This window comes from Salimicrobium jeotgali, from assembly GCF_001685435.2.
Taxonomy (GTDB): Bacteria; Bacillota; Bacilli; order Bacillales; family Halobacillaceae; genus Salimicrobium; species Salimicrobium album.
The window spans coordinates 1,398,017-1,417,207 of sequence record NZ_CP011361.2 but is presented as its reverse complement, the minus strand read 5'-3'; the positions used below and the strand labels follow the sequence as shown (position 1 = coordinate 1,417,207).

At 45.5% G+C, this 19,191-nt stretch carries 23 protein-coding genes; all 23 read left to right on the top strand.

What is annotated here, in order from left to right; all coding sequences use genetic code 11:
• The first annotated feature begins 50 nt into the window (after positions 1-50).
• The gene (locus tag AAV35_RS07110; RefSeq protein ID WP_008587881.1) at positions 51-263 is read left to right on the top strand and encodes a flagellar FlbD family protein; all 213 of its coding nucleotides are present in this window, start codon (positions 51-53) and stop codon (positions 261-263) included.
• Positions 263-679: a flagellar basal body-associated protein FliL gene (gene fliL / locus AAV35_RS07105; RefSeq protein ID WP_008587879.1), complete on the top strand. Its 417-nt coding sequence runs from the start codon at positions 263-265 to the stop codon at positions 677-679. Before AAV35_RS07110 ends, fliL begins: the two co-directional genes overlap by 1 nt.
• Before the next feature lie 27 nt (positions 680-706).
• Positions 707-1,711, top strand: coding sequence for a flagellar motor switch protein FliM (gene fliM / locus AAV35_RS07100; protein WP_008587876.1), 1,005 nt, complete (start codon positions 707-709; stop codon positions 1,709-1,711).
• Complete coding sequence (fliY, locus tag AAV35_RS07095; RefSeq protein ID WP_008587874.1) at positions 1,701-2,867, top strand: flagellar motor switch phosphatase FliY; 1,167 nt, start codon at positions 1,701-1,703, stop codon at positions 2,865-2,867. The genes fliM and fliY overlap by 11 nt, the downstream gene beginning before the upstream one ends.
• A gap of 21 nt (positions 2,868-2,888) precedes the next feature.
• Positions 2,889-3,251 carry a response regulator gene (locus AAV35_RS07090; protein ID WP_008587872.1) on the top strand — a complete coding sequence of 121 codons (363 nt, stop codon included), beginning with the start codon at positions 2,889-2,891 and terminating at the stop codon, positions 3,249-3,251.
• A gap of 5 nt (positions 3,252-3,256) precedes the next feature.
• Positions 3,257-3,832 carry a flagellar biosynthetic protein FliO gene (locus AAV35_RS07085; RefSeq protein ID WP_008587871.1) on the top strand — a complete coding sequence of 192 codons (576 nt, stop codon included), beginning with the start codon at positions 3,257-3,259 and terminating at the stop codon, positions 3,830-3,832.
• A complete protein-coding gene (gene fliP, locus AAV35_RS07080) occupies positions 3,825-4,490 on the top strand; it encodes a flagellar type III secretion system pore protein FliP (RefSeq protein WP_008587869.1) in 666 nt (221 codons plus the stop codon). The genes AAV35_RS07085 and fliP overlap by 8 nt, the downstream gene beginning before the upstream one ends.
• A 10-nt stretch (positions 4,491-4,500) precedes the next feature.
• Positions 4,501-4,770: a flagellar biosynthesis protein FliQ gene (fliQ, locus tag AAV35_RS07075; protein WP_008587867.1), complete on the top strand. Its 270-nt coding sequence runs from the start codon at positions 4,501-4,503 to the stop codon at positions 4,768-4,770.
• A gap of 4 nt (positions 4,771-4,774) precedes the next feature.
• Positions 4,775-5,554, top strand: a complete 780-nt coding sequence (fliR, locus tag AAV35_RS07070) for a flagellar biosynthetic protein FliR (protein WP_040609076.1) — start codon at positions 4,775-4,777, stop codon at positions 5,552-5,554.
• A gap of 4 nt (positions 5,555-5,558) precedes the next feature.
• Positions 5,559-6,641, top strand: a complete 1,083-nt coding sequence (gene flhB / locus AAV35_RS07065; protein ID WP_008587863.1) for a flagellar biosynthesis protein FlhB — start codon at positions 5,559-5,561, stop codon at positions 6,639-6,641.
• A gap of 21 nt (positions 6,642-6,662) precedes the next feature.
• A complete protein-coding gene (flhA, locus tag AAV35_RS07060; RefSeq protein ID WP_008587861.1) occupies positions 6,663-8,693 on the top strand; it encodes a flagellar biosynthesis protein FlhA in 2,031 nt (676 codons plus the stop codon).
• Positions 8,690-9,745 (top strand): flagellar biosynthesis protein FlhF, encoded by a 1,056-nt coding sequence (locus tag AAV35_RS07055; RefSeq protein ID WP_008587859.1) that lies wholly within the window; start codon positions 8,690-8,692, stop codon positions 9,743-9,745. Before flhA ends, AAV35_RS07055 begins: the two co-directional genes overlap by 4 nt.
• A complete protein-coding gene (locus tag AAV35_RS07050; RefSeq protein ID WP_008587856.1) occupies positions 9,738-10,457 on the top strand; it encodes a P-loop NTPase family protein in 720 nt (239 codons plus the stop codon). The genes AAV35_RS07055 and AAV35_RS07050 overlap by 8 nt, the downstream gene beginning before the upstream one ends.
• 31 nt (positions 10,458-10,488) lie before the next feature.
• Complete coding sequence (locus AAV35_RS07045) at positions 10,489-11,262, top strand: FliA/WhiG family RNA polymerase sigma factor (protein WP_008587854.1); 774 nt, start codon at positions 10,489-10,491, stop codon at positions 11,260-11,262.
• Positions 11,263-11,335: 73 nt separating this feature from the next.
• Positions 11,336-11,782 (top strand): hypothetical protein, encoded by a 447-nt coding sequence (locus AAV35_RS07040; RefSeq protein WP_008587852.1) that lies wholly within the window; start codon positions 11,336-11,338, stop codon positions 11,780-11,782.
• Between the two features lie 160 nt (positions 11,783-11,942).
• The gene (gene rpsB / locus AAV35_RS07035; RefSeq protein ID WP_008587850.1) at positions 11,943-12,698 is read left to right on the top strand and encodes a 30S ribosomal protein S2; all 756 of its coding nucleotides are present in this window, start codon (positions 11,943-11,945) and stop codon (positions 12,696-12,698) included.
• 95 nt (positions 12,699-12,793) lie between these two features.
• On the top strand, positions 12,794-13,678 hold the full coding sequence (gene tsf, locus AAV35_RS07030) for a translation elongation factor Ts (RefSeq protein ID WP_008587848.1): 885 nt from the start codon (positions 12,794-12,796) through the stop codon (positions 13,676-13,678).
• 83 nt (positions 13,679-13,761) lie between these two features.
• Positions 13,762-14,484: a UMP kinase gene (gene pyrH, locus AAV35_RS07025; RefSeq protein ID WP_008587846.1), complete on the top strand. Its 723-nt coding sequence runs from the start codon at positions 13,762-13,764 to the stop codon at positions 14,482-14,484.
• Between the two features lies 1 nt (position 14,485).
• Entirely contained in the window at positions 14,486-15,043 is a 558-nt protein-coding gene (gene frr, locus AAV35_RS07020; protein ID WP_008587843.1) for a ribosome recycling factor, read from the top strand.
• Between the two features lie 133 nt (positions 15,044-15,176).
• Positions 15,177-15,944: an undecaprenyl pyrophosphate synthase gene (locus tag AAV35_RS07015; protein ID WP_008587841.1), complete on the top strand. Its 768-nt coding sequence runs from the start codon at positions 15,177-15,179 to the stop codon at positions 15,942-15,944.
• An 11-nt stretch (positions 15,945-15,955) separates the two neighbouring features.
• Complete coding sequence (locus AAV35_RS07010; protein ID WP_008587839.1) at positions 15,956-16,747, top strand: phosphatidate cytidylyltransferase; 792 nt, start codon at positions 15,956-15,958, stop codon at positions 16,745-16,747.
• 14 nt (positions 16,748-16,761) lie between these two features.
• Complete coding sequence (gene dxr / locus AAV35_RS07005) at positions 16,762-17,907, top strand: 1-deoxy-D-xylulose-5-phosphate reductoisomerase (protein WP_008587838.1); 1,146 nt, start codon at positions 16,762-16,764, stop codon at positions 17,905-17,907.
• A gap of 15 nt (positions 17,908-17,922) precedes the next feature.
• Positions 17,923-19,179: an RIP metalloprotease RseP gene (gene rseP, locus AAV35_RS07000; RefSeq protein ID WP_008587836.1), complete on the top strand. Its 1,257-nt coding sequence runs from the start codon at positions 17,923-17,925 to the stop codon at positions 19,177-19,179.
• Positions 19,180-19,191: the final 12 nt, after the last annotated feature.

Genomic DNA, 19,191 nt, shown 5'->3' with positions numbered 1-19,191 from the left:
TTATCATCAACAGGAAGGAGAAGGAGGGCGTATCGCCCTCCATACATACTATGATTGAGCTGACAAGATTTAACGGAGAACAGTTTGTTTTCAATGCTATTTACATTGAGCAGGTTCAATCGACGCCGGATACGACCATTACGACTACCAGGGGGAAAACGTTTGTAGTGAAAGAGGAGAAGAAAGAAGTCGTAGGAAAAATAAAACGTTTCTACAGGGAGATCGGTCTGTGGCAGGTAGTCAGTAAAGCAGGTGAAGAATAATGTCGAAATTGATGAAAACTACACTTATCATACTTTCCGTATTAACAGTACTGGGGGTAGGAGCGATAGTTCTCGTACTCAACATGAACGACACAAAAGCTGATGGAGAAAGAAGTATCGACGACATAAGGAATGCTTCTCTGGAGACAGAAGAGATGACGACGGATCTTAAAGATGGAGGTTTTGTCCGTATCAGCTTCCGTATTGTAACGGATAGTAAAGATTCATTAAAAGAACTTGAGAAACGTGATTTTCAAATGAAGAACGTAATCCTCAAACAGCTGGCCCGGATGAAAGAAGAGGATTTCAAAGCTGATTTAACCACCCTTGAAGATTCCATAAGTTCAAAACTTAATGAGGTTATGAAGAAGGGGAAAGTCACAAAGGTGTATACAATCAGTAAAGTTCTGCAGTAAAGCAGATTGGCAGAAGGAGGCGGAACAGTGGCGGAAGATATATTATCACAAAGTGAAATCGACTCCTTACTATCGGCCATCTCCACCGGAGAAATGGATGCAGAGGAGTTAAGGAACGATAAAGAGAAAAAAAGAGTGAGGGTATATGATTTTAAAAGAGCCCTCCGTTTTTCCAAGGATCAGATCCGGTCACTCGCACGGATACATGAAAACTTCGCGAGACTTCTGACGACTTATTTTTCCGCTCAACTGAGAGCGTATGTGAATATCAGTGTAGCTTCTGTCGATCAGCTGCCCTACGAAGAGTTCATCCGTTCCATTCCCTCCATGACTATACTCAATATATTCAGTGTGCAGCCGCTCGAGTCACGTATCCTGCTCGAAGCGAACCCGAATATAGCATACGCCATGCTTGACCGGGTCCTCGGCGGCCGTGGGGAAAGTGTAAACAAAGTGGAGAATCTGACAGAGATAGAAACCACTCTTATGTCTAAACTGTTCGAACGTGCGCTCGGAAACTATCAGGAAGCATGGGGCTCCATAATGGAAATCGAACCGGTTCTCGAAGAGTTTGAAGTGAATACACAATTTCTTCAGATGGTCTCTCCCAATGAGACTGTAGTTGTCGTTTCACTGAATACAACGATAGGGGAGACAAGCGGGATGCTGAATATATGCATTCCTCAGGTAGTACTTGAACCGATCGTTCCTAATTTGTCCGTCCACTACTGGATGCAGCAGAAACAATTGAAGGAAAGAGACCCGAAAGAGTATCAGGCACTGACGAAAACGGTGGAAAAGACGAAGGTCGAAGTAAGTGCTGAACTCGGTAATACAGACATCAGTATAGATGAGTTTCTGCATTTGAAAAAGGGAGATACGATCCAGCTGAACCAGCCGGTGGACAAACCGCTGCAGCTGAAAGTGGGAAGAGAGGACAAGTTCCTGGTGCAGCCCGGTAAAGTGAAAAATAAAATAGCTGTACAGGTTTTAGAAACCCTGGAAAGGGAGGAGAAAGACGATGAAGGATGATATGCTGTCTCAAGATGAAATCGATGCACTATTAAATGAGAGTGATGATGAAGAAGTAGCGGAAAACGTTGTGAATGACGAGGAACAGCCGGGACTTTCCGAAGTCGAGAAAGATACGCTCGGGGAAATAGGTAATATTTCTTTCGGCAATTCCACAACGGCGCTTTCTGCACTCTTAAATCAGAAAGTTCAAATCACTACGCCCGAGACGACTACGATTTTACGTAAAGAACTGGAGGATACCTTAACCGAACCTTACGTGGCGGTTCTGGTTACATATACGAGCGGTATTTCCGGTGACAATCTGCTCGTCCTGAAGGTGAAAGACGCTGCAATTATAGCCGATCTTATGCTCGGTGGGGATGGAACTTCTCCGAAAGAGGAGCTTGGAGACATTCATTTAAGTGCCGTTCAGGAAGCGATGAACCAGATGATGGGTTCCGCCGCCACAAGCATGTCTTCGATGTTCCGCACGAGAATTGATATATCCCCGCCGGAAATAACGATGCTCGATATTGATAATAAAATAGGTGTTGATTACATCCCCACGGAGGATCTGCTGACGAAAATATCTTTTCGCCTTAAAATCGGAGAGGTAGTCGATTCCGAAATTATGCAGCTGCTTCCCGTTGATTTCTCGAAGGGGCTTGTAGAGCAGCTGATGAGTCCTGAGAATGAACAAGAACAAAGGAATGAAAATCGTTCGAATAGTACAGCGAAATATTCGGACGTCAAAAAGCCGGCGGCACACGAACAGAACCCGGAGGAAACTGCCTCTTTTTCTTCTGCCGAAAACGGAAAACCTCAAATGCTCGGCAGGCACTCGACCGGAGAAAGTCATGCAGAATCGGTAGAGTTTGAAAATTTCCACAACCACCATGCCGCTCCTTCCGGTCGGAATAATCTTGATATGCTGCTGGACATCCCGCTGAACGTTACGGTCGAGCTGGGACGGACGAAAAGATCCATCAGAGAAATACTTGATCTGAGTTCCGGGTCGATTTTGGAACTTGATAAACTTGCGGGGGAACCGGTAGAAATATTCGTAAATGAAAAGCTGATGGCCACTGGAGAAGTAGTAGTGATTGATGAAAACTTCGGAGTAAGAGTGACCGACATTTTAAGCCAGCAGGACAGACTGAAAAAATTAAGGTAGAACCAGGGAGTGACTGTAAGAATGAGCGAGCGAATAATGATCGTGGATGATGCTGCATTTATGAGGAAGATGATCCGGGATATTGTAGCGAAGAATGGATACGAAGTGGAAGCGGAAGCAGAAAACGGGCAGATGGCTGTAGATATGTATCACGAATACAAACCTGACCTCGTAACGATGGACATAACAATGCCGGAGAAAGACGGGATACAGGCTCTGAAAGAGATAAGGCAGTCGGATCCGGAAGCCCGGGTAGTGATTTGTTCTGCTATGGGGCAGCAGGCGATGGTCGTGGAGGCCATACAGGCAGGGGCAAAGGATTTCGTTGTAAAACCATTCCAGGCGGATCGTATGATCGAAGCGATCCAAAAAGCTCTGAAATAGGTTTTATGAAAAAGTTCATAACCCTTATTATTATCATGTTTTCTTTTCTGTGTCTGAGTCCGGCAGTCGCTTACAGTTCAAGCCCCAGCGTGAGTGAATGTGCGAAGAATCCGGGAATCGACGGATGCAGCGAAGAAGGAGGGGAAAGCAAAGAGGAAAATGAAGAGCAGCCTGCTGCCGAACCTTTATGGTGGAGTGCAACCAAGCTGATTCTCGCTTTAGTGTTCGTACTCGGACTGATATATGGTGTGCTGAAGTTCATACAGAAAAAGAATAATCTCTTTTCCAATACGCGACAGATGCACAATCTCGGCGGAGTACCTCTCGGTCAGAATCGCTCCGTACAGGCAGTGAAAATCGGGGGACACGTCTATATTATCGGAGTGGGAGACACAGTGGAGATGCTAACGGAAATCACCGATGAGGAAACGAGGAAACAGTTATTAAACGGTGAGTCCGATCTTTCGGGCGACAATGAAAATTCCGGCAAGCAGTTTCACCAGCTCTTTGATAAGCAGCTTTCTCTTATGAAAGAGAACAGGATGAGAAACGGCCGCGGAAAGGATCATACAGATGAGTGAATTTGTAGACCTGTTTTCGGGGGCTGACCCTGAAAGTATATCGACTTCCGTTCAGCTACTTCTGCTTTTGACAATATTGTCGATAGCTCCGGGTATTCTCATTTTAATGACAAGTTTTGCGAGGATCATCATTGTACTCTCATTTGTCCGGACTTCACTGGCCACCCAACAGATGCCTCCCAATCAGGTTTTGATCGGTCTGGCGCTGTTTCTTACGTTCTTTATAATGGCGCCTACCTTCAATGAGGTGAATGAGAATGCTCTGACACCACTCCTCGAAGAAGAGATATCACTCGAAGAAGCCTATACGAACGCGAGCGAACCGATGAAAGAATTTATGTCTTCCCATACACGACAGAAAGATCTGGAACTGTTCCTTAACTACTCCGGTGCCGAAGCTCCGGAAACTGTACAGGAAATTCCGATGACTACTCTCGTGCCGGCCTATGCCATCAGTGAATTGAAAACTGCTTTTCAGATGGGCTTCATGATCTTTGTACCTTTTCTTGTCATTGATATGGCTGTCGCCAGTGTACTTATGTCTATGGGGATGATGATGCTTCCACCGGTTATGATTTCTCTTCCGTTCAAAATTTTATTGTTCGTTCTTGTGGACGGCTGGTATTTGATTACACATTCTTTACTGGAAGGTTTCTAGGAGGAAAAAAATGAATAGTGAAATGGTTATACAGTTTGCCAAAGATGGGGTGTATACTGTTTTGATCGTGACAGGTCCTTTGCTGATTCTCGCTCTGGCAGTCGGGTTAATTGTGAGTATTTTTCAGGCTACTACTCAAATTCAGGAACAGACGCTCGCTTTCGTCCCGAAGATTGTAGCGGTTCTGATCGGTCTTGTGTTTTTTGGTCCATGGATGTTGACCAATATGGTGGAATTTACGGCTTCAGTGTTCAGGAATTTGAACATGCTGGTAGGGTAACCCCGTGGCGGAATGGGCTACACTTGCAAACGTCCCCGCATTTTTACTGGTTTTTATAAGAATCACCGCTTTTTTTGCGACTCTCCCACTATTCTCATATCGGACAATTCCTGCACAATATAAAGTGGGTTTCTCATTTTTTCTTGCACTAATATTATATATTTCTATTGAACCTCCTCAATTCTCGCTGGATGAAATGTTTTTTATGCTGATGTTGAAAGAAGCGATTACGGGTCTTTTCATAGGATTACTGGCATACGTTGCCATTACTGCAGTCCAGGTGGCCGGGGGATTCATCGACTTCCAGATGGGCTTTGCCATAGCGAACGTCGTCGATCCCCAGACGGGTGCCCAAAGCCCTTTGATCGGTCAGTATTTATATACGGTGACTCTTCTGTTCATTCTCGTAACGGACGGCCATCATTTAATGATTGACGGTATCTTTTACAGCTATCAAGCCATAGAGATCGATCAGTTCCTGCAGTTTCAAAACGAGTCCTGGATAGAATTCGTCATTTATACATTCAATGAAATGTTCATCTCAGCTTTTCTTATGGCTCTTCCACTGGTCGGCTGTCTGTTTCTCGTGGATGTGGCACTTGGGATTATCGCCCGTACCGTACCGCAGCTGAACGTATTTGTAGTGGGGCTGCCTCTGAAAATATTTGTAGCGTTGGCAGTTTTAACAATCGTAATGGGCTTTTATGTGCTTCTGATCGAAGAGATTTTCGATCTCGTTCTTGAAACTATGCGCGGCTTTATCGATGTGCTGGGGAGGTCTTAGAGGAATGCGACTGAAACTTGATCTGCAATACTTCGCTGCTGATGAGAAAACGGAAAAAGCTACGCCCAAGAAGAAACAGGATTCCCGTAAAAAGGGGCAGGTGGCAAAGAGTCAGGATGTGAACACCGGATTTCTTCTGCTGCTTACGTTCAGTACTCTTTACCTTATCGGTCCCATGCTCAAAGACACGCTGCTGACGATGTACGAACAATCCTTTACGGAATACATACATCTGGACATAACCGAACAGACTGTAAGTCACGTACTCAACAAAATGTCGCTCGAGATTTCCAAGGTACTGGCCCCTGTCATGGGGATAGCGATCGTGGCCGGGCTGACTTCCAACCTTATCCAGGTCGGGGTGATGTTTACGGCAGAACCTTTGAAAGTCGACCCGAAGAAATTGAACCCCATCCAGGGTTTTAAACGTATTTTTTCCGCGAGGGCACTGGTGGAACTGGTGAAGTCACTGTTGAAAATAACTGTGATCGGTGTCATAACCTTTTCGGTCATCTGGACCAATAAAAACGATATGATCATGTCGGCTCAGAAATCCCTGGATGCGGCTCTCTCTTTTTTCGGAAATACGACTATGATAATGGGACTTGCTTCGGCTATGGCCCTGCTGCTTCTTTCCGTGATCGATTACACCTATCAGAAGTATGATCACGAAAAAAATATTCGAATGTCCAAAAAAGATATAAAAGATGAATATAAAAATATGGAGGGTGACCCTCAGATCCGGGCTAAAATCAAGGAAAAACAGCGGCAGATGTCTGCTGCACGAATGATGAGTGAAGTTCCGGAAGCGGATGTAATTATTACTAACCCGACCCACTACGCCGTGGCTCTCAAGTATAACGAACAGAAATCGGACGCTCCATTTGTGGTGGCGAAAGGAGTCGATTTCATCGCTCTTAAAATTAAGGAAACAGCCAGGGCGCATGACGTTATCACAGTTGAGAATCGCCCGCTCGCCCGAGGGCTTTACAGTCGTACGGAAATCAATGAACCGATTGAAGAAGAATTTTTTCAGGCGGTGGCCGAAGTTCTGGCTTATGTATATAAATTGCAGAAAAAAGTTTGAATTCATTAAGGAGAGACGAAGATGTCAGCGAGGGACTTATCTGTATTATTAGGAATTATATTAATTATAGTCATGTTGGTTATACCTCTTCCCGGGTGGTTATTGAGTTTTTTGATCATGGTGAACATCACTCTGGCTCTTCTTGTTATTCTCGTTTCGATGAATATGGATGACGTGCTGCAGTTTGCGGTTTTCCCCACTCTTCTTTTACTAATGACTCTTTTCCGGCTCGGTTTGAACGTGTCGACGACCCGGTCCATCCTTTCTGAAGCCAGAGCGGGAGAGGTGATCGAAACTTTCGGTACATTTGTCATCGGGGGAAATCCTCTGGTCGGTTTCGTCGTCTTCATCATCCTGGTAATCATTCAATTTCTCGTCATCACGAAAGGGGCGGAGCGGGTATCGGAAGTTGCTGCCCGTTTCACTCTCGATGCCATGCCCGGGAAACAGATGAGTATCGATGCTGATTTGAATGCGGGTATGATCAATGAGCATCAGGCGAAAGAACGTAGAGATAAAGTGGAGCAGGAAGCTGATTTTTATGGAGCGATGGATGGGGCTAGTAAGTTTGTAAAAGGAGACGCTATTGCCGGAATCATCATCGTTTTAATGAACATCATATTCGGGCTTATCATAGGAATGGTTCAGATGGGGCTCGGGTTTCAGGAAGCAATTGATACATATATGAGACTTACGGTCGGAGACGGGCTTGTAAGTCAGATCCCCGCCCTTCTCCTTTCCACGGCAACGGGTGTAGTGGTTACAAGAGTAGCTTCCAAAGGGAACCTGGGTAACGATTTGACTGATCAATTATTTCGTTTTCCGAAACTCCTGTACGTGGCCGGCGGAGCGATTTTTCTGCTCGGTCTCACTCCCATCCCGTTTACACTTACAATGTTAATCTCCTCAGTTATGATATTCGGAGGATATTGGCTGTCGAGAGAAACGGGCGAGCTTGATATCGAAGAGGAGGATGAAGAGAGAAACGAGAGTGAGCAGATGAAGGCTCCGGAAAATGTAGTGGATCTCATCAGTATGGATCCGATTGAATTTGAATTCGGTTATGCGCTCATTCCTATCGCTGATGCAAATCAGGGAGGGGATCTGCTGGACAGAATAGTCATGATACGCAGGCAGATTGCGATCGAACTTGGAATTGTCATACCCGTAGTGAGAATAAGGGATAATATTCAGCTTAATCCGAATGAATATCGGCTGAAAATAAAAGGGAACGAAGTGGCGAAAGGAGAACTTCTGCTGGATCATTATCTGGCGATGACACCAGGGGAGGACGACGGAATGGTGGAAGGTATAGATACGGTGGAGCCTGCTTTCGGATTGCCGGCCAAGTGGGTGGAGGAAGATATGAAAGACGAAGCCGAGTTACTGGGCTATACAGTCGTCGACCCTCCTTCGGTCGTTTCCACTCACGTAACTGAAACGATTAAACGGCATGCTCACGAACTTCTTGGACATCAGGAGACCCAGCAACTGATCGATCACCTGAAGGGATCATACCCGGTGCTTGCCGGAGAAGTTACACCGGAGCCGATGGCGATTGGAGAGGTGCAGAAAGTGTTGGCTAAACTGCTGCAGGAAAATGTGTCAATCAAAAACCTGCCGGTCATTTTCGAAACTCTCGCCGATTTTGCCAAAATGACGAGCGACACGGATCTTCTGGCCGAATATGTACGTCAGTCGCTGGCTACACAAATAACGAATCAGTACAAAAAAGAAGAAGGTGTAATTAAAGTGGTTACGATTTCAGGGCAGGTAGAAAAATTAATTGCAGATCATGTTCAGCAGACGGAACATGGGAGTTTCCTCGCCCTTGATCCGGAAAGACAGCAGCAGATTACGGAGAGTGTGGCGAATAAGGTGGAAAAGTTATCCCTGCAGGAAGAAAACGCCATCATTCTCTGCTCACCAGCAATACGAATGTACGTGAAACAATTACTCAACCGTTTCTTACCTCAGGTAATCGTTCTTTCCTACAATGAAATCGACCCGAATGTAGAAGTGCAGAGCGTCGGGGCGGTGAGTCTGGGATGATCGTAAAGAAGTTTGAGGCGGAAACGATGCCTCTGGTCATGAAAAAAGTTAAAGAAGAGATGGGTGTCCAGGCGATTATTCTAAATTCCAGGAAAAAGAAAACGAAAGGGGTCTTCGGGCTGTTCAAAAAGATTCGGATAGAAATAACGGCTGCTATAGAATCCGAACCTCCGGAAACTGGTCATACAGTCAGTGAGAAAGACGTTCCCCCACGCACTTCCCCCGAAGCGGGGGGACAGCAGCGTAAAGAAACAGTCCGGCCCCTCTCTTCAGCTTCAGCGAAGGCTGCAAAAGAACAGACGGAAATTTCCGCATTTTTAGAACACGAGCTTAATCCGGAGATCCTTCAGGAAATCAGACGAGAAAAAAATGGTACGGATCCCTTCTGGGGAAGGGTGAGAGATCATTTACACAAAGGAATCACAGAAATCCCGGCCACCTCCCGTCCGGGGAATAATAAATACATCCATCTTATTGGACCTACAGGGGTCGGCAAGACGACTACGGCTGCTAAACTGGCCGCCAATGCAATATTGGATGATAATTTGTCGGTAGGTTTCATTACCACAGACACGTACCGGATAGCAGCTATCGAGCAGCTGCGTACCTACGCCAGGCTTTTGAACATCCCGATGGAGGTTGTTTACAATCTGGAGGATTACAGGAAAGCGAGGGAGGAAATGAAAGATAAAGATCTTGTAATCGTTGATACGGCAGGAAGAAATTACAAAGATTCTTCCTACGTAAGCGAGCTGCAGAAGATAATTGACTTCGATGAAGAGGCAGATACCATCCTTGTCCTTTCGATGACAAGTAAATTTAAAGATATAGAGGCAGTGTATAAACGATTTTCAGAAGTGCCTCTTCACTCATTGATTTTCACAAAGATGGATGAATCCGGAAGCTTCGGTGCAGCGGTAAGCTTAGCTGTTAAATATAAAAAAACTGTTTCCTTCGTTACTACCGGTCAGAATGTTCCTGATGATATAACTACACTCCCATTGTCGGAACTCACGGAGCAAATGCTGAAGGAGATAGAAACGAGTGAGTGACCAGGCCGAAAATCTCAGAAGAAAATTGGAGGCTCGGCACGTTACGACCAAAGCGGGAGTCATTTCTATCCTCAATGCCGAAAGCACGGAGAAGCGTACTGATATAGCTGCAGATTTTGCGATGGAATTAAGCTTGACCGGTTCGGAAGTTCTCATCATCGGAAGAGGCAGAGAAAGACGTACATCATCAGGGATTTTATCGGAAGAGGCAGCCATTCATACAGCTTCCGGAGTGTATAAAGAAGCTCCGTATCAGGTGGAAACGACTTCATTTCCCTATTCTTTTCCGGATTTCGAAAAGATGCTGTTCAAACATGACTATATATTCCTCGATTTGGGAAGTGGAATATTACGGGAAGAAGCCGGATTAGCCGCATGTGCCGACGAAACGTTCATTATAATGGAAAATAGTGATGTTTCCCTTAAAAAAGCGTATGCAATGATAAAGAAGTTACACTCCGCTTCTCGAGAACAGCGCATTTCTCTATTGCCTAACAGGATTTCGGATGAACGTAATGATAGAAAAGCTCTCGAAAGGGTCAAAAAGGTGACGGCCGATTTTCTCGGCAAAGAGGTGAATCTGCCGGTTCCACTCCCTGGCACGGGCGGAAGTCAATCCGTATTTTCCGCTTCTGTAAACGAGCTTAAAAAGGAAAGGAGAACCGGGGATTCGTTTCTGATCAGGCTGAAAAAATTAATGGCAGAAATCTGAAAAGAACCATCAGTACTAAAGGAGGGCTACTATGTCTAATCCAATTTCTCCCGAAGAAAAGAAATTGTGGCACAGGTGGATCGAACATAACGATAAAAATGCTGCCAATGAACTGGTAGCTCAATATGAGTATCTCATCAATTATCAGGTCCAGCGTGTATCCCAGCACCTGCCTCAAAGTGTAAGCAGGGAAGAAATAAGGAGTTTAGCATATTTCGGGCTTTACGACGCACTGAAGAAGTTCGAACTGTCCCGTAATTTGAAATTCGTCACGTATGCTTCCTTCAGAATCAAGGGCAGTATTATTGACGGACTCAGAAAAGAAGATTGGCTTCCCCGTACAGTCAGGGATAAGGCAAAAAAGATCGAAAAGACCGCGGAGCAGCTGGAACAGAATTTCGGCAGACAACCGGCACCGGAGGAAATTGCCGAAGTTTTAAATATGAGACCCGAAGAAGTAGAAGAAACGACAAGGGACGTCTATTTCTCAAATGTACTCTCTGTGGAAGAAAAACCACATGACGACGGCGGCGATTACAAAGAGGGGGCAGGATATCTGGTTCCTGAGGATTTGGAAAATTCTCCGGATGAACAGGCAGTCAAAGGTGAAAATATCCGGGAGCTTACTGAAGAGATTAAAATGCTCAATGAAAAGGAACGACTGGTGTTGAGTCTGTTTTATGAAGAGGAACTCTCCCTCACCGAGATAGGAGAAGTGATGAATCTAACTACTTCGAGAATATCCCAGATTCATGGACGTGCAATATTCAAACTGCGCGAAGCGCTCGGGAAGTATCGGAATTGATCTGTGAATTGCCGGGGGGCGGACTGAAGTTGCACAGGCTTATGAAGCAGAGAATTAAGTTGGTGAAAACGAAATGACGATGTACTTGCTGATAATCAATTTTATCGTGGACGGGATCATCCTTATCGGGATGTTCCTGTTGTTTATGAAAGACCCTTCCAGGGAGGAAATGCAGAAACAAAAGCAGATAGCAAGAGAAATAGAAGGAACCTTCCAATCCTACCTGGAGGAAATCAGAGAGGAGAACAGGAAATTTGAACAGAATACCGTCTCCCGAAGGTCAGATTCTCTCACCGAAAAGAAAGAAGAAGTGTCCGGAAACAGGCGGACGAAGTCGGAAGACCCTATAGAGTTTCAACCGCCGGTTACTGAAAGCAGAGAAAAAGTGGAATTTTCGGAAGAACTGAAAGTGAAAAAGATGGCAGAAGAGGGGAAAAGCCTGGAGGAAATGGCAAAACTGCTGGGTACGGGAAAAACAGAAGTGGAGATGATGATGAAATTGATTCGAAGACAGCAATAAGGAGGTTGCTAATTTTTCTCATGTATGGTATAGTAACCTCCGGTGTCAATACACACGTCTCCGGATTTCGTTGTAGGTTGCTTCCTATTAGACAGGGAGTTTGCAATGAAAAAGGAAGGGGATGGAGGATACTAAATAAACCAAACAGGAGGATTTTATTATGTCAGCTATTTCAATGAAGCAGCTGCTCGAAGCAGGAGTTCATTTCGGTCACCAGACACGTCGCTGGAACCCTAAAATGAAGAAGTACATTTTCACGGAGCGTAATGGTATTTACATCATTGACCTTCAGAAAACTGTAAAGAAAGTCGATGAAGCGTTCAACTATGTACGTGATCTTGCTGCAGACGGCGGTACAGTACTATTTGTAGGTACTAAAAAACAGGCACAGGACACAGTTCGTGAAGAAGCGAACCGTGCCGGTATGTATTACATCAACCAGCGCTGGTTGGGTGGTACACTAACTAACTTTAAAACAATCCGTAAACGTATCGGTCGTTTGAAAGAAATCGAGCGTATGGAAGAAGACGGAACCTTCGATGTTCTTCCTAAGAAAGAAGTTATGGAACTGAATAAAGAAAGAGAAAAACTCGAAAGATTCCTCGGCGGTATCCGTAATATGGAGAGCCTGCCGGATGCACTTTTCGTAATCGACCCTCGTAAAGAGCGTATCGCGATTGCGGAAGCTCATAAATTGGATATTCCGATCGTCGGTATGGTGGATACCAACTGTGATCCGGATGAAATTGATTATGTAATTCCTGCAAACGACGATGCTATTCGTGCCGTTAAACTTCTTACAGGAAAAATGGCTGACGCCATCCTTGAAGCTAAACAAGGTGAAGAGGAAGCTGAAGCAGCCGGTGAAGAAGAATCCGGCGAGACAGAAGAAGAGACGGAAACTGTAGAAGAGTAGGCAGGTTTCAGGGGGTGATAAGAGGGAAACCTTTTATCACCTTTTTTACAGAGGAGGGCGCTTCGTCCAAACTTAATCCCAAGGAGGAAAATTACATGGCTATTAATGCAAAAATGGTTAAAGAACTGCGCGAAATTACAGGTGCAGGAATGATGGATTGTAAAAAAGCTCTTACAGAAACAAATGGTGATATGGAAGAAGCTCAGAACTGGCTTCGCGAAAAAGGAATTTCGAAAGCAGCCAAGAAAGCTGACAGAATTGCAGCGGAAGGTTCCGCTCATATCGTTACTTCCGGAAATACAGCAGCTATGATCGAAGTGAACTGCGAAACAGACTTCGTAGTTAAGAATGAGCAGTTCCAGCACCTCCTTCAGGAACTTGGGAACCACATTCTTTCCGAGAACCCTTCCGATGTAGAAACTGCACTGGAACAGCCGCTTCACGGCGAAGGACAGAAGGTCGGCGATTACATCACTGATGTCATCGCGAAGATTGGTGAGAAAATCTCTCTTCGCCGTTTCGTCGTGAAAGAAAAAACAGATAACGACGCTTTCGGTTCTTATCTTCACATGGGCGGTTCCATCGGTGCTTTGACAGTACTTGAAGGTTCTACGGATGAAGCTGCTGCAAAAGATGTAGCTATGCATATCGCAGCCGTTAATCCCCGCTACACTTCCCGTGAGCAGGTACCTGAAGAAGAACTTAATACAGAGCGTGAAACATTGAAAACTCAGGCGCTGAATGAAGGAAAGCCTGAAAATATCGTTGAGAAAATGGTGGAAGGCCGCCTGAACAAGTTTCTACAGGAAATCTGCCTGCTTGAACAGGACTTCGTTAAAGACCCGGATCAGAAAGTGAAACAGTTCGTGGAATCCAAGGGTGGAAAAATCAACGAATTCACACGTTTCGGCGTTGGTGAAGGTATGGAAAAACGTGAAGAGAACTTCGCTGACGAAGTGATGAGTCAGGTTAAAAAATAATAACATTCACTTAAAATAGGGGACACGCTGTGTTCCCTATTTTAAAAGTGAAACTTTAGTTGAATACTGCCATGGAGGTTATTATGAATAAAACCCGATATAACAGAATCGTGCTGAAATTAAGTGGGGAAGCATTAAGTGGGGAAGAAGGATTTGGAATAGAACCGAGTATCATCCAGTCGGTCGCACAGCAGATCAAAGATGTGGCTGAACTGGGAGTGGAAGTTGCAGTAGTTGTGGGAGGCGGTAATATCTGGCGCGGGAAAGTAGGAAGCCAGATGGGCATGGACCGTGCAAACGCCGACTACATGGGGATGCTGGCAACGGTTATGAATTCCCTTGCTCTCCAGGACAGTCTTGAGAACATCGGTATTCCTACACGTGTACAGACATCCATCGAAATGCGCCAGGTGGCAGAACCTTATATTCGCAGGAAGGCCATGCGCCATCTGGAGAAAAAACGGGTAGTGATTTTCGCAGCCGGAACCGGTAACCCTTATTTCTCCACAGATACAACAGCTGCTCTCCGCGCTGCCGAAGTGGAAGCGGACGTTATCCTTATGGCTAAAAATAACGTCGACGGGGTATATACATCCGATCCGAAACTGAATGACGATGCACGTAAGTATGATCGTCTTTCTTACATGGAAGTATTGAATGAAGGTCTTGGAGTGATGGATTCTACTGCTTCATCATTATGTATGGACAACGATATCGATTTACTGGTATTCTCGATTATGGAAGAAGGAAATATTAAAAAAGCAGTCCTCGGTGAGGATATTGGAACGTTAGTGAGGGGGAAATAACATGTCTGACAAACTTATCAAAGAAACGAAGGAACAGATGAAAAAAGCTACCCAGGCTTTTTCGAAACAATTGGCTACCGTGCGGGCGGGACGTGCAAACCCGTCGATTCTCGACCCGGTATATGTCGATTACTACGGAGCTTCCACTCCGCTTCAGCAGCTGGCCCAGGTTTCAGCTCCGGAGCCGAGACTCCTTGTGATCACACCTTACGATAAATCAGCTATTTCGGAAGTGGAAAAAGCTATTCAGAAAGCCGACCTCGGCCTGTCCCCTTCGAGTGATGGTAACGTGGTCCGTATCAATATCCCTGCACTTACGCAGGAGAGACGTAAAGACCTGACAAAACTCGTCAAGAAATATACAGAAGAAGCAAAAGTGCAGATCAGAAACATCCGTCGTGAAACGAACGACGCTCTTAAGAAGAATGAGAAAGACGGGGAACTTACGGAAGATGACCTCCGTTCTTATCAGGATGACGTACAGAAACTTACAGATGAGTACGTAAAAGAAATAGATGACCTGTCGAAACAGAAAGAAGAAGAGATGCTGGAAGTATAAAATTAAAGGGGAAGCCGTGCTGTATTTGTTTGGCAGTACGGCTTTTGTTTTGCTATCATATGTGGTAGTTTTGTTAGGAAGGGATAGCGCTTATCCGAATTACATATAGTGAATTAAGAAAAGGATGGTATCCATGCCACTAAATCTTCCATTTATAAATCGGAGAGATCCGAAGCCGGAAGCAGAAACAGAAATCGATACGACAAATATACCAAAACATATAGCAATTATAATGGATGGAAATGGCCGCTGGGCAAAGGATAAAGGGTTGCCGAGAATTGCCGGTCATAAAGAAGGTATGGACGTTGTTAAGAAAGTGGTTCGGCATGCTTCGGATCTTGGCGTCGAAGTATTGACCCTTTATGCATTTTCCACGGAGAACTGGAAGCGGCCGAAAAAAGAAGTCGATTTTCTTATGAAACTTCCGGTCGATTTTTTACAGACGTATCTTCCGGAACTGGTTGAAAATAACATACGGGTCCAGACGATCGGCACAAAAGATCTTCTTCCGAAACATACTCAAAAAGCTGTCGATGAAGCTATTCATCGCACGGAAAACAATTCAGGCATGGTGCTTAACTTCGCGTTGAATTACGGGAGCAGAAATGAAATCGTGGAAGTGACGCGGATGCTTGCGTCCAAAGTGGAGGAAGGGGAACTTGCGGCCGACAGCATCACTGAAGAAACGTTCAACTCCTATCTATACACCTCCCATCTCTGTGAGCCCGATCTGCTCATCCGGACGAGCGGGGAACAGCGGTTAAGTAATTTTCTGCTGTGGCAGCTGGCTTATGCGGAGTTCTGGTTCACGGAGGTTTACTGGCCTTCGTTCACAGAATATACGTTGAACGAAGCCATTATCAATTATCAAAATCGAAAGCGTCGGTACGGCGGCGTGTAAGGTGTGATTAAATGAAACAGCGTACTGTAACAGCGATTATTGCAGGTTTGATATTTATACCTATCGTTCTGCTTGGCGGAACTTTATTTACTTTGTTTGTATATTTACTGGCAAGCATAGCTATATTCGAACTTATGAGAATGAAGAAAATTGCAAGGTATTCCGTATCTTCGCTCATTATACTGCTATTTATGTGGGCACTTATGTTACCGGAAATAAACTCCTATGAACTGAGCTCTTTTGTAACGAAGGCTGAGCTATCGCTGGTGACGGTCCTGCTTCTTTTGAGTTACACCGTCCTTGTAAATAATAAATTTACATTCGATGATGCAGGGTTTCTTCTTATTTCCGCCGTCTATGTCGGAATGGGATTTTATTACCTGATCGAGACGAGAATCGAGGGAGGACTTGATTACGTATTTTATGCCCTGTTTGTCGTTTGGGCTACTGATACCGGGGCATACGTATTCGGACGTATGTTCGGAAAAAGGAAGTTATGGCCCAAGATCAGTCCGAAAAAAACGGTGGAGGGCGCTCTTGGAGGAGTAGCACTTGCCTGCATCACTGCAGTCATTTTTCAGATCTTCCATCCACTCCATTCATCCATGTTTGTACTTATCGCCGTAACGATTCTCATTTCTGTAGCCGGTCAGATCGGCGACCTGGTGGAATCAGCTTTCAAACGTCATTACTTAGTCAAAGATTCGGGGAATATTCTGCCGGGCCACGGAGGAGTGCTGGATCGTTTCGACAGCCTCATCTTTATGCTTCCGGTTTTGCATCTGATTAACTTTATACCATAATTAGGAGCGTTGTTATGAAAAATATTGCACTTTTAGGAGCCACCGGGTCAATAGGAGAACAGACACTGGAAGTGATCCGGCAGCACAAAGATAAGTTTTCCGTTTTCGCTTTAGCTTTTGGAACGAATGCCGGTAAAGCGATTCCTATGATAAGGGAGTTCGAACCCGAAGCGGTGGTGACCGCGGACGAAGAAACACGGCAGAAGGTGTTCGAAGCTACTACCCACAAAAACATCATGGTCGGTTCAGAAGGCATGGTTGCGGTTGCGAAAGATCCCGGTGCCGATGTGTTCGTCAATGCGGTGATGGGAAGTATCGGCCTTCCGGCTACCCTTGAAGCTATTCGGTCAAGGAAACGGATAGCTATCGCGAATAAAGAGACGCTCGTTACAGCCGGCCATCTCGTTATGGCAGAATCAAGAAAGTATGATACTCCTCTCCTTCCGGTGGACAGTGAACATTCGGCAATTTTTCAGGCGCTGAATGGGGAAAGAAATGAAGATGTACGCAGACTGATTATAACCGCTTCGGGAGGCAGTTTCCGCGATAAAACGAGGGAAGAACTTCAGGGGGTCAATGTAAAAGATGCTCTGAATCACCCGAACTGGAACATGGGAGCTAAAATTACCGTGGATTCCGCTTCGATGATGAATAAAGGGCTGGAAGTAATTGAAGCCCACTGGCTTTTCAATATGCCGTATGACAAGATACACGTCCTGCTTCACAGAGAAAGCGTCATCCACTCGCTCGTGGAGTTTCAGGATCGCAGCGTCATGGCCCAACTGGGGTCTCCGGATATGAAAGTGCCTATCCAGTACGCCCTCAGTTATCCGGAGAGAATTCCTCTCAGTGGCAGCGAATCACTGGAACTTGAGGATTTAGCTGAACTTCATTTCCAGAAGATGGACATGGAACGGTTCCGCTGCCTGAAATTCGCCTTTCAGGCCGGCCGGCAGGGAGGGTCCATGCCGGCAGTATTGAACGCTGCCAATGAACAGGCAGTGGCTATGTTTCTGAATGAACAGATCTCTTTTCTGGATATAGAAGCTTTTGTCGAACGGGCGCTTACAGAGCATAATTCTGTTTCTGAACCTTCATTATCAGATATAATAGAGATTGATAAAGAAACGAGAAAACGTGTGGAACGTTACGTTAAATAAAGGAAGGTGCTTCATGTGACGACGGTTATTGCGTTTATACTCATGTTCGGTCTCCTGGTGTTTGTGCATGAGTGGGGGCATTTGATCTTTGCAAAGCGTGCAGGTATGCTTGCTCGTGAATTTGCTATCGGGTTCGGGCCAAAAGTGTTTTCGTTTACCAAAAATGAAACGCTGTATACGATTCGGCTTATACCTGCCGGGGGATATGTAAGAGTCGCCGGGGAGGACCCGGAAATCATAGATCTTAAGCCGGGACACCACATCGGTCTCGAGTTCGATGAATCCGGTCTCGTCAATAAAATAGTTGTAAACAATAAATCGAGGCATCCCGATGCCCGCATTGTCGAAGTGGAGCACGCAGACCTCGATCACACTCTTACCATAAATGGGTATGAACCCGGGGAAGAAGAGAAACTGTCATTTAATGTACATCCGGAAGCGATGTTCGTAATGGACGAAAAAGAAACCCAGATTGCCCCGTATGATCGGCAGTTCGCTTCGAAACCGAAAAGAAAAAGAGCTATGCAGCTTTTCGCCGGACCCATGATGAATTTTGTGCTTGCACTTATTTTATTTACGATACTGGGATTCGTCCAGGGTATCCCATCAGATGAAGCACGTTTCGGGGAGATACAGGACAATTCTCCTGCAAGTGAAGCAGGTTTCCGGGCCGGGGATGAAGTTATCCAGGCCGAAGGGCAGCAGGTGGAGTCCTGGGAAGATTTCACAAAAATTGTACAGGAACATCCGGAAGAAACGATGGCCGTTACGCTTACGAGGAACGGTACAACAGAAGAGGTAGAAGTGACCCCGAGATCCGTAAAAGCTCAGGAAAGAGAAATTGGTCAGGTTGGAGTGACGAGAGCCTTCGAAGATTCTATTGCGAAGAAAGCGACCTTCGGATTTACGCAGACGTACGAATGGTCCACGCTCATACTGACGAACCTCGGGAAACTGATTACTGGCCAGTTCTCTATAGATATGCTGTCCGGTCCAGTCGGAATCTATGATGCTACAGACCGGGTTGTGCAGACCGGGCTTACGAATTTCGTTATGTGGACAGCTGTATTGAGTGTAAACCTCGGGATTGTAAACCTTATGCCTATCCCGGCGCTCGACGGAGGGCGGCTGTTGTTCGTCGGCGTGGAACTGATCCGCGGTAAACCGGTGGACCCTCAGAAAGAAGGAGCAATCACATTTTTCGGTTTCGCTTTACTGCTTCTGCTTATGATTGTGGTGACGTGGAACGATATTCAGCGCCTGTTTCTGTAAGTATCGGATATT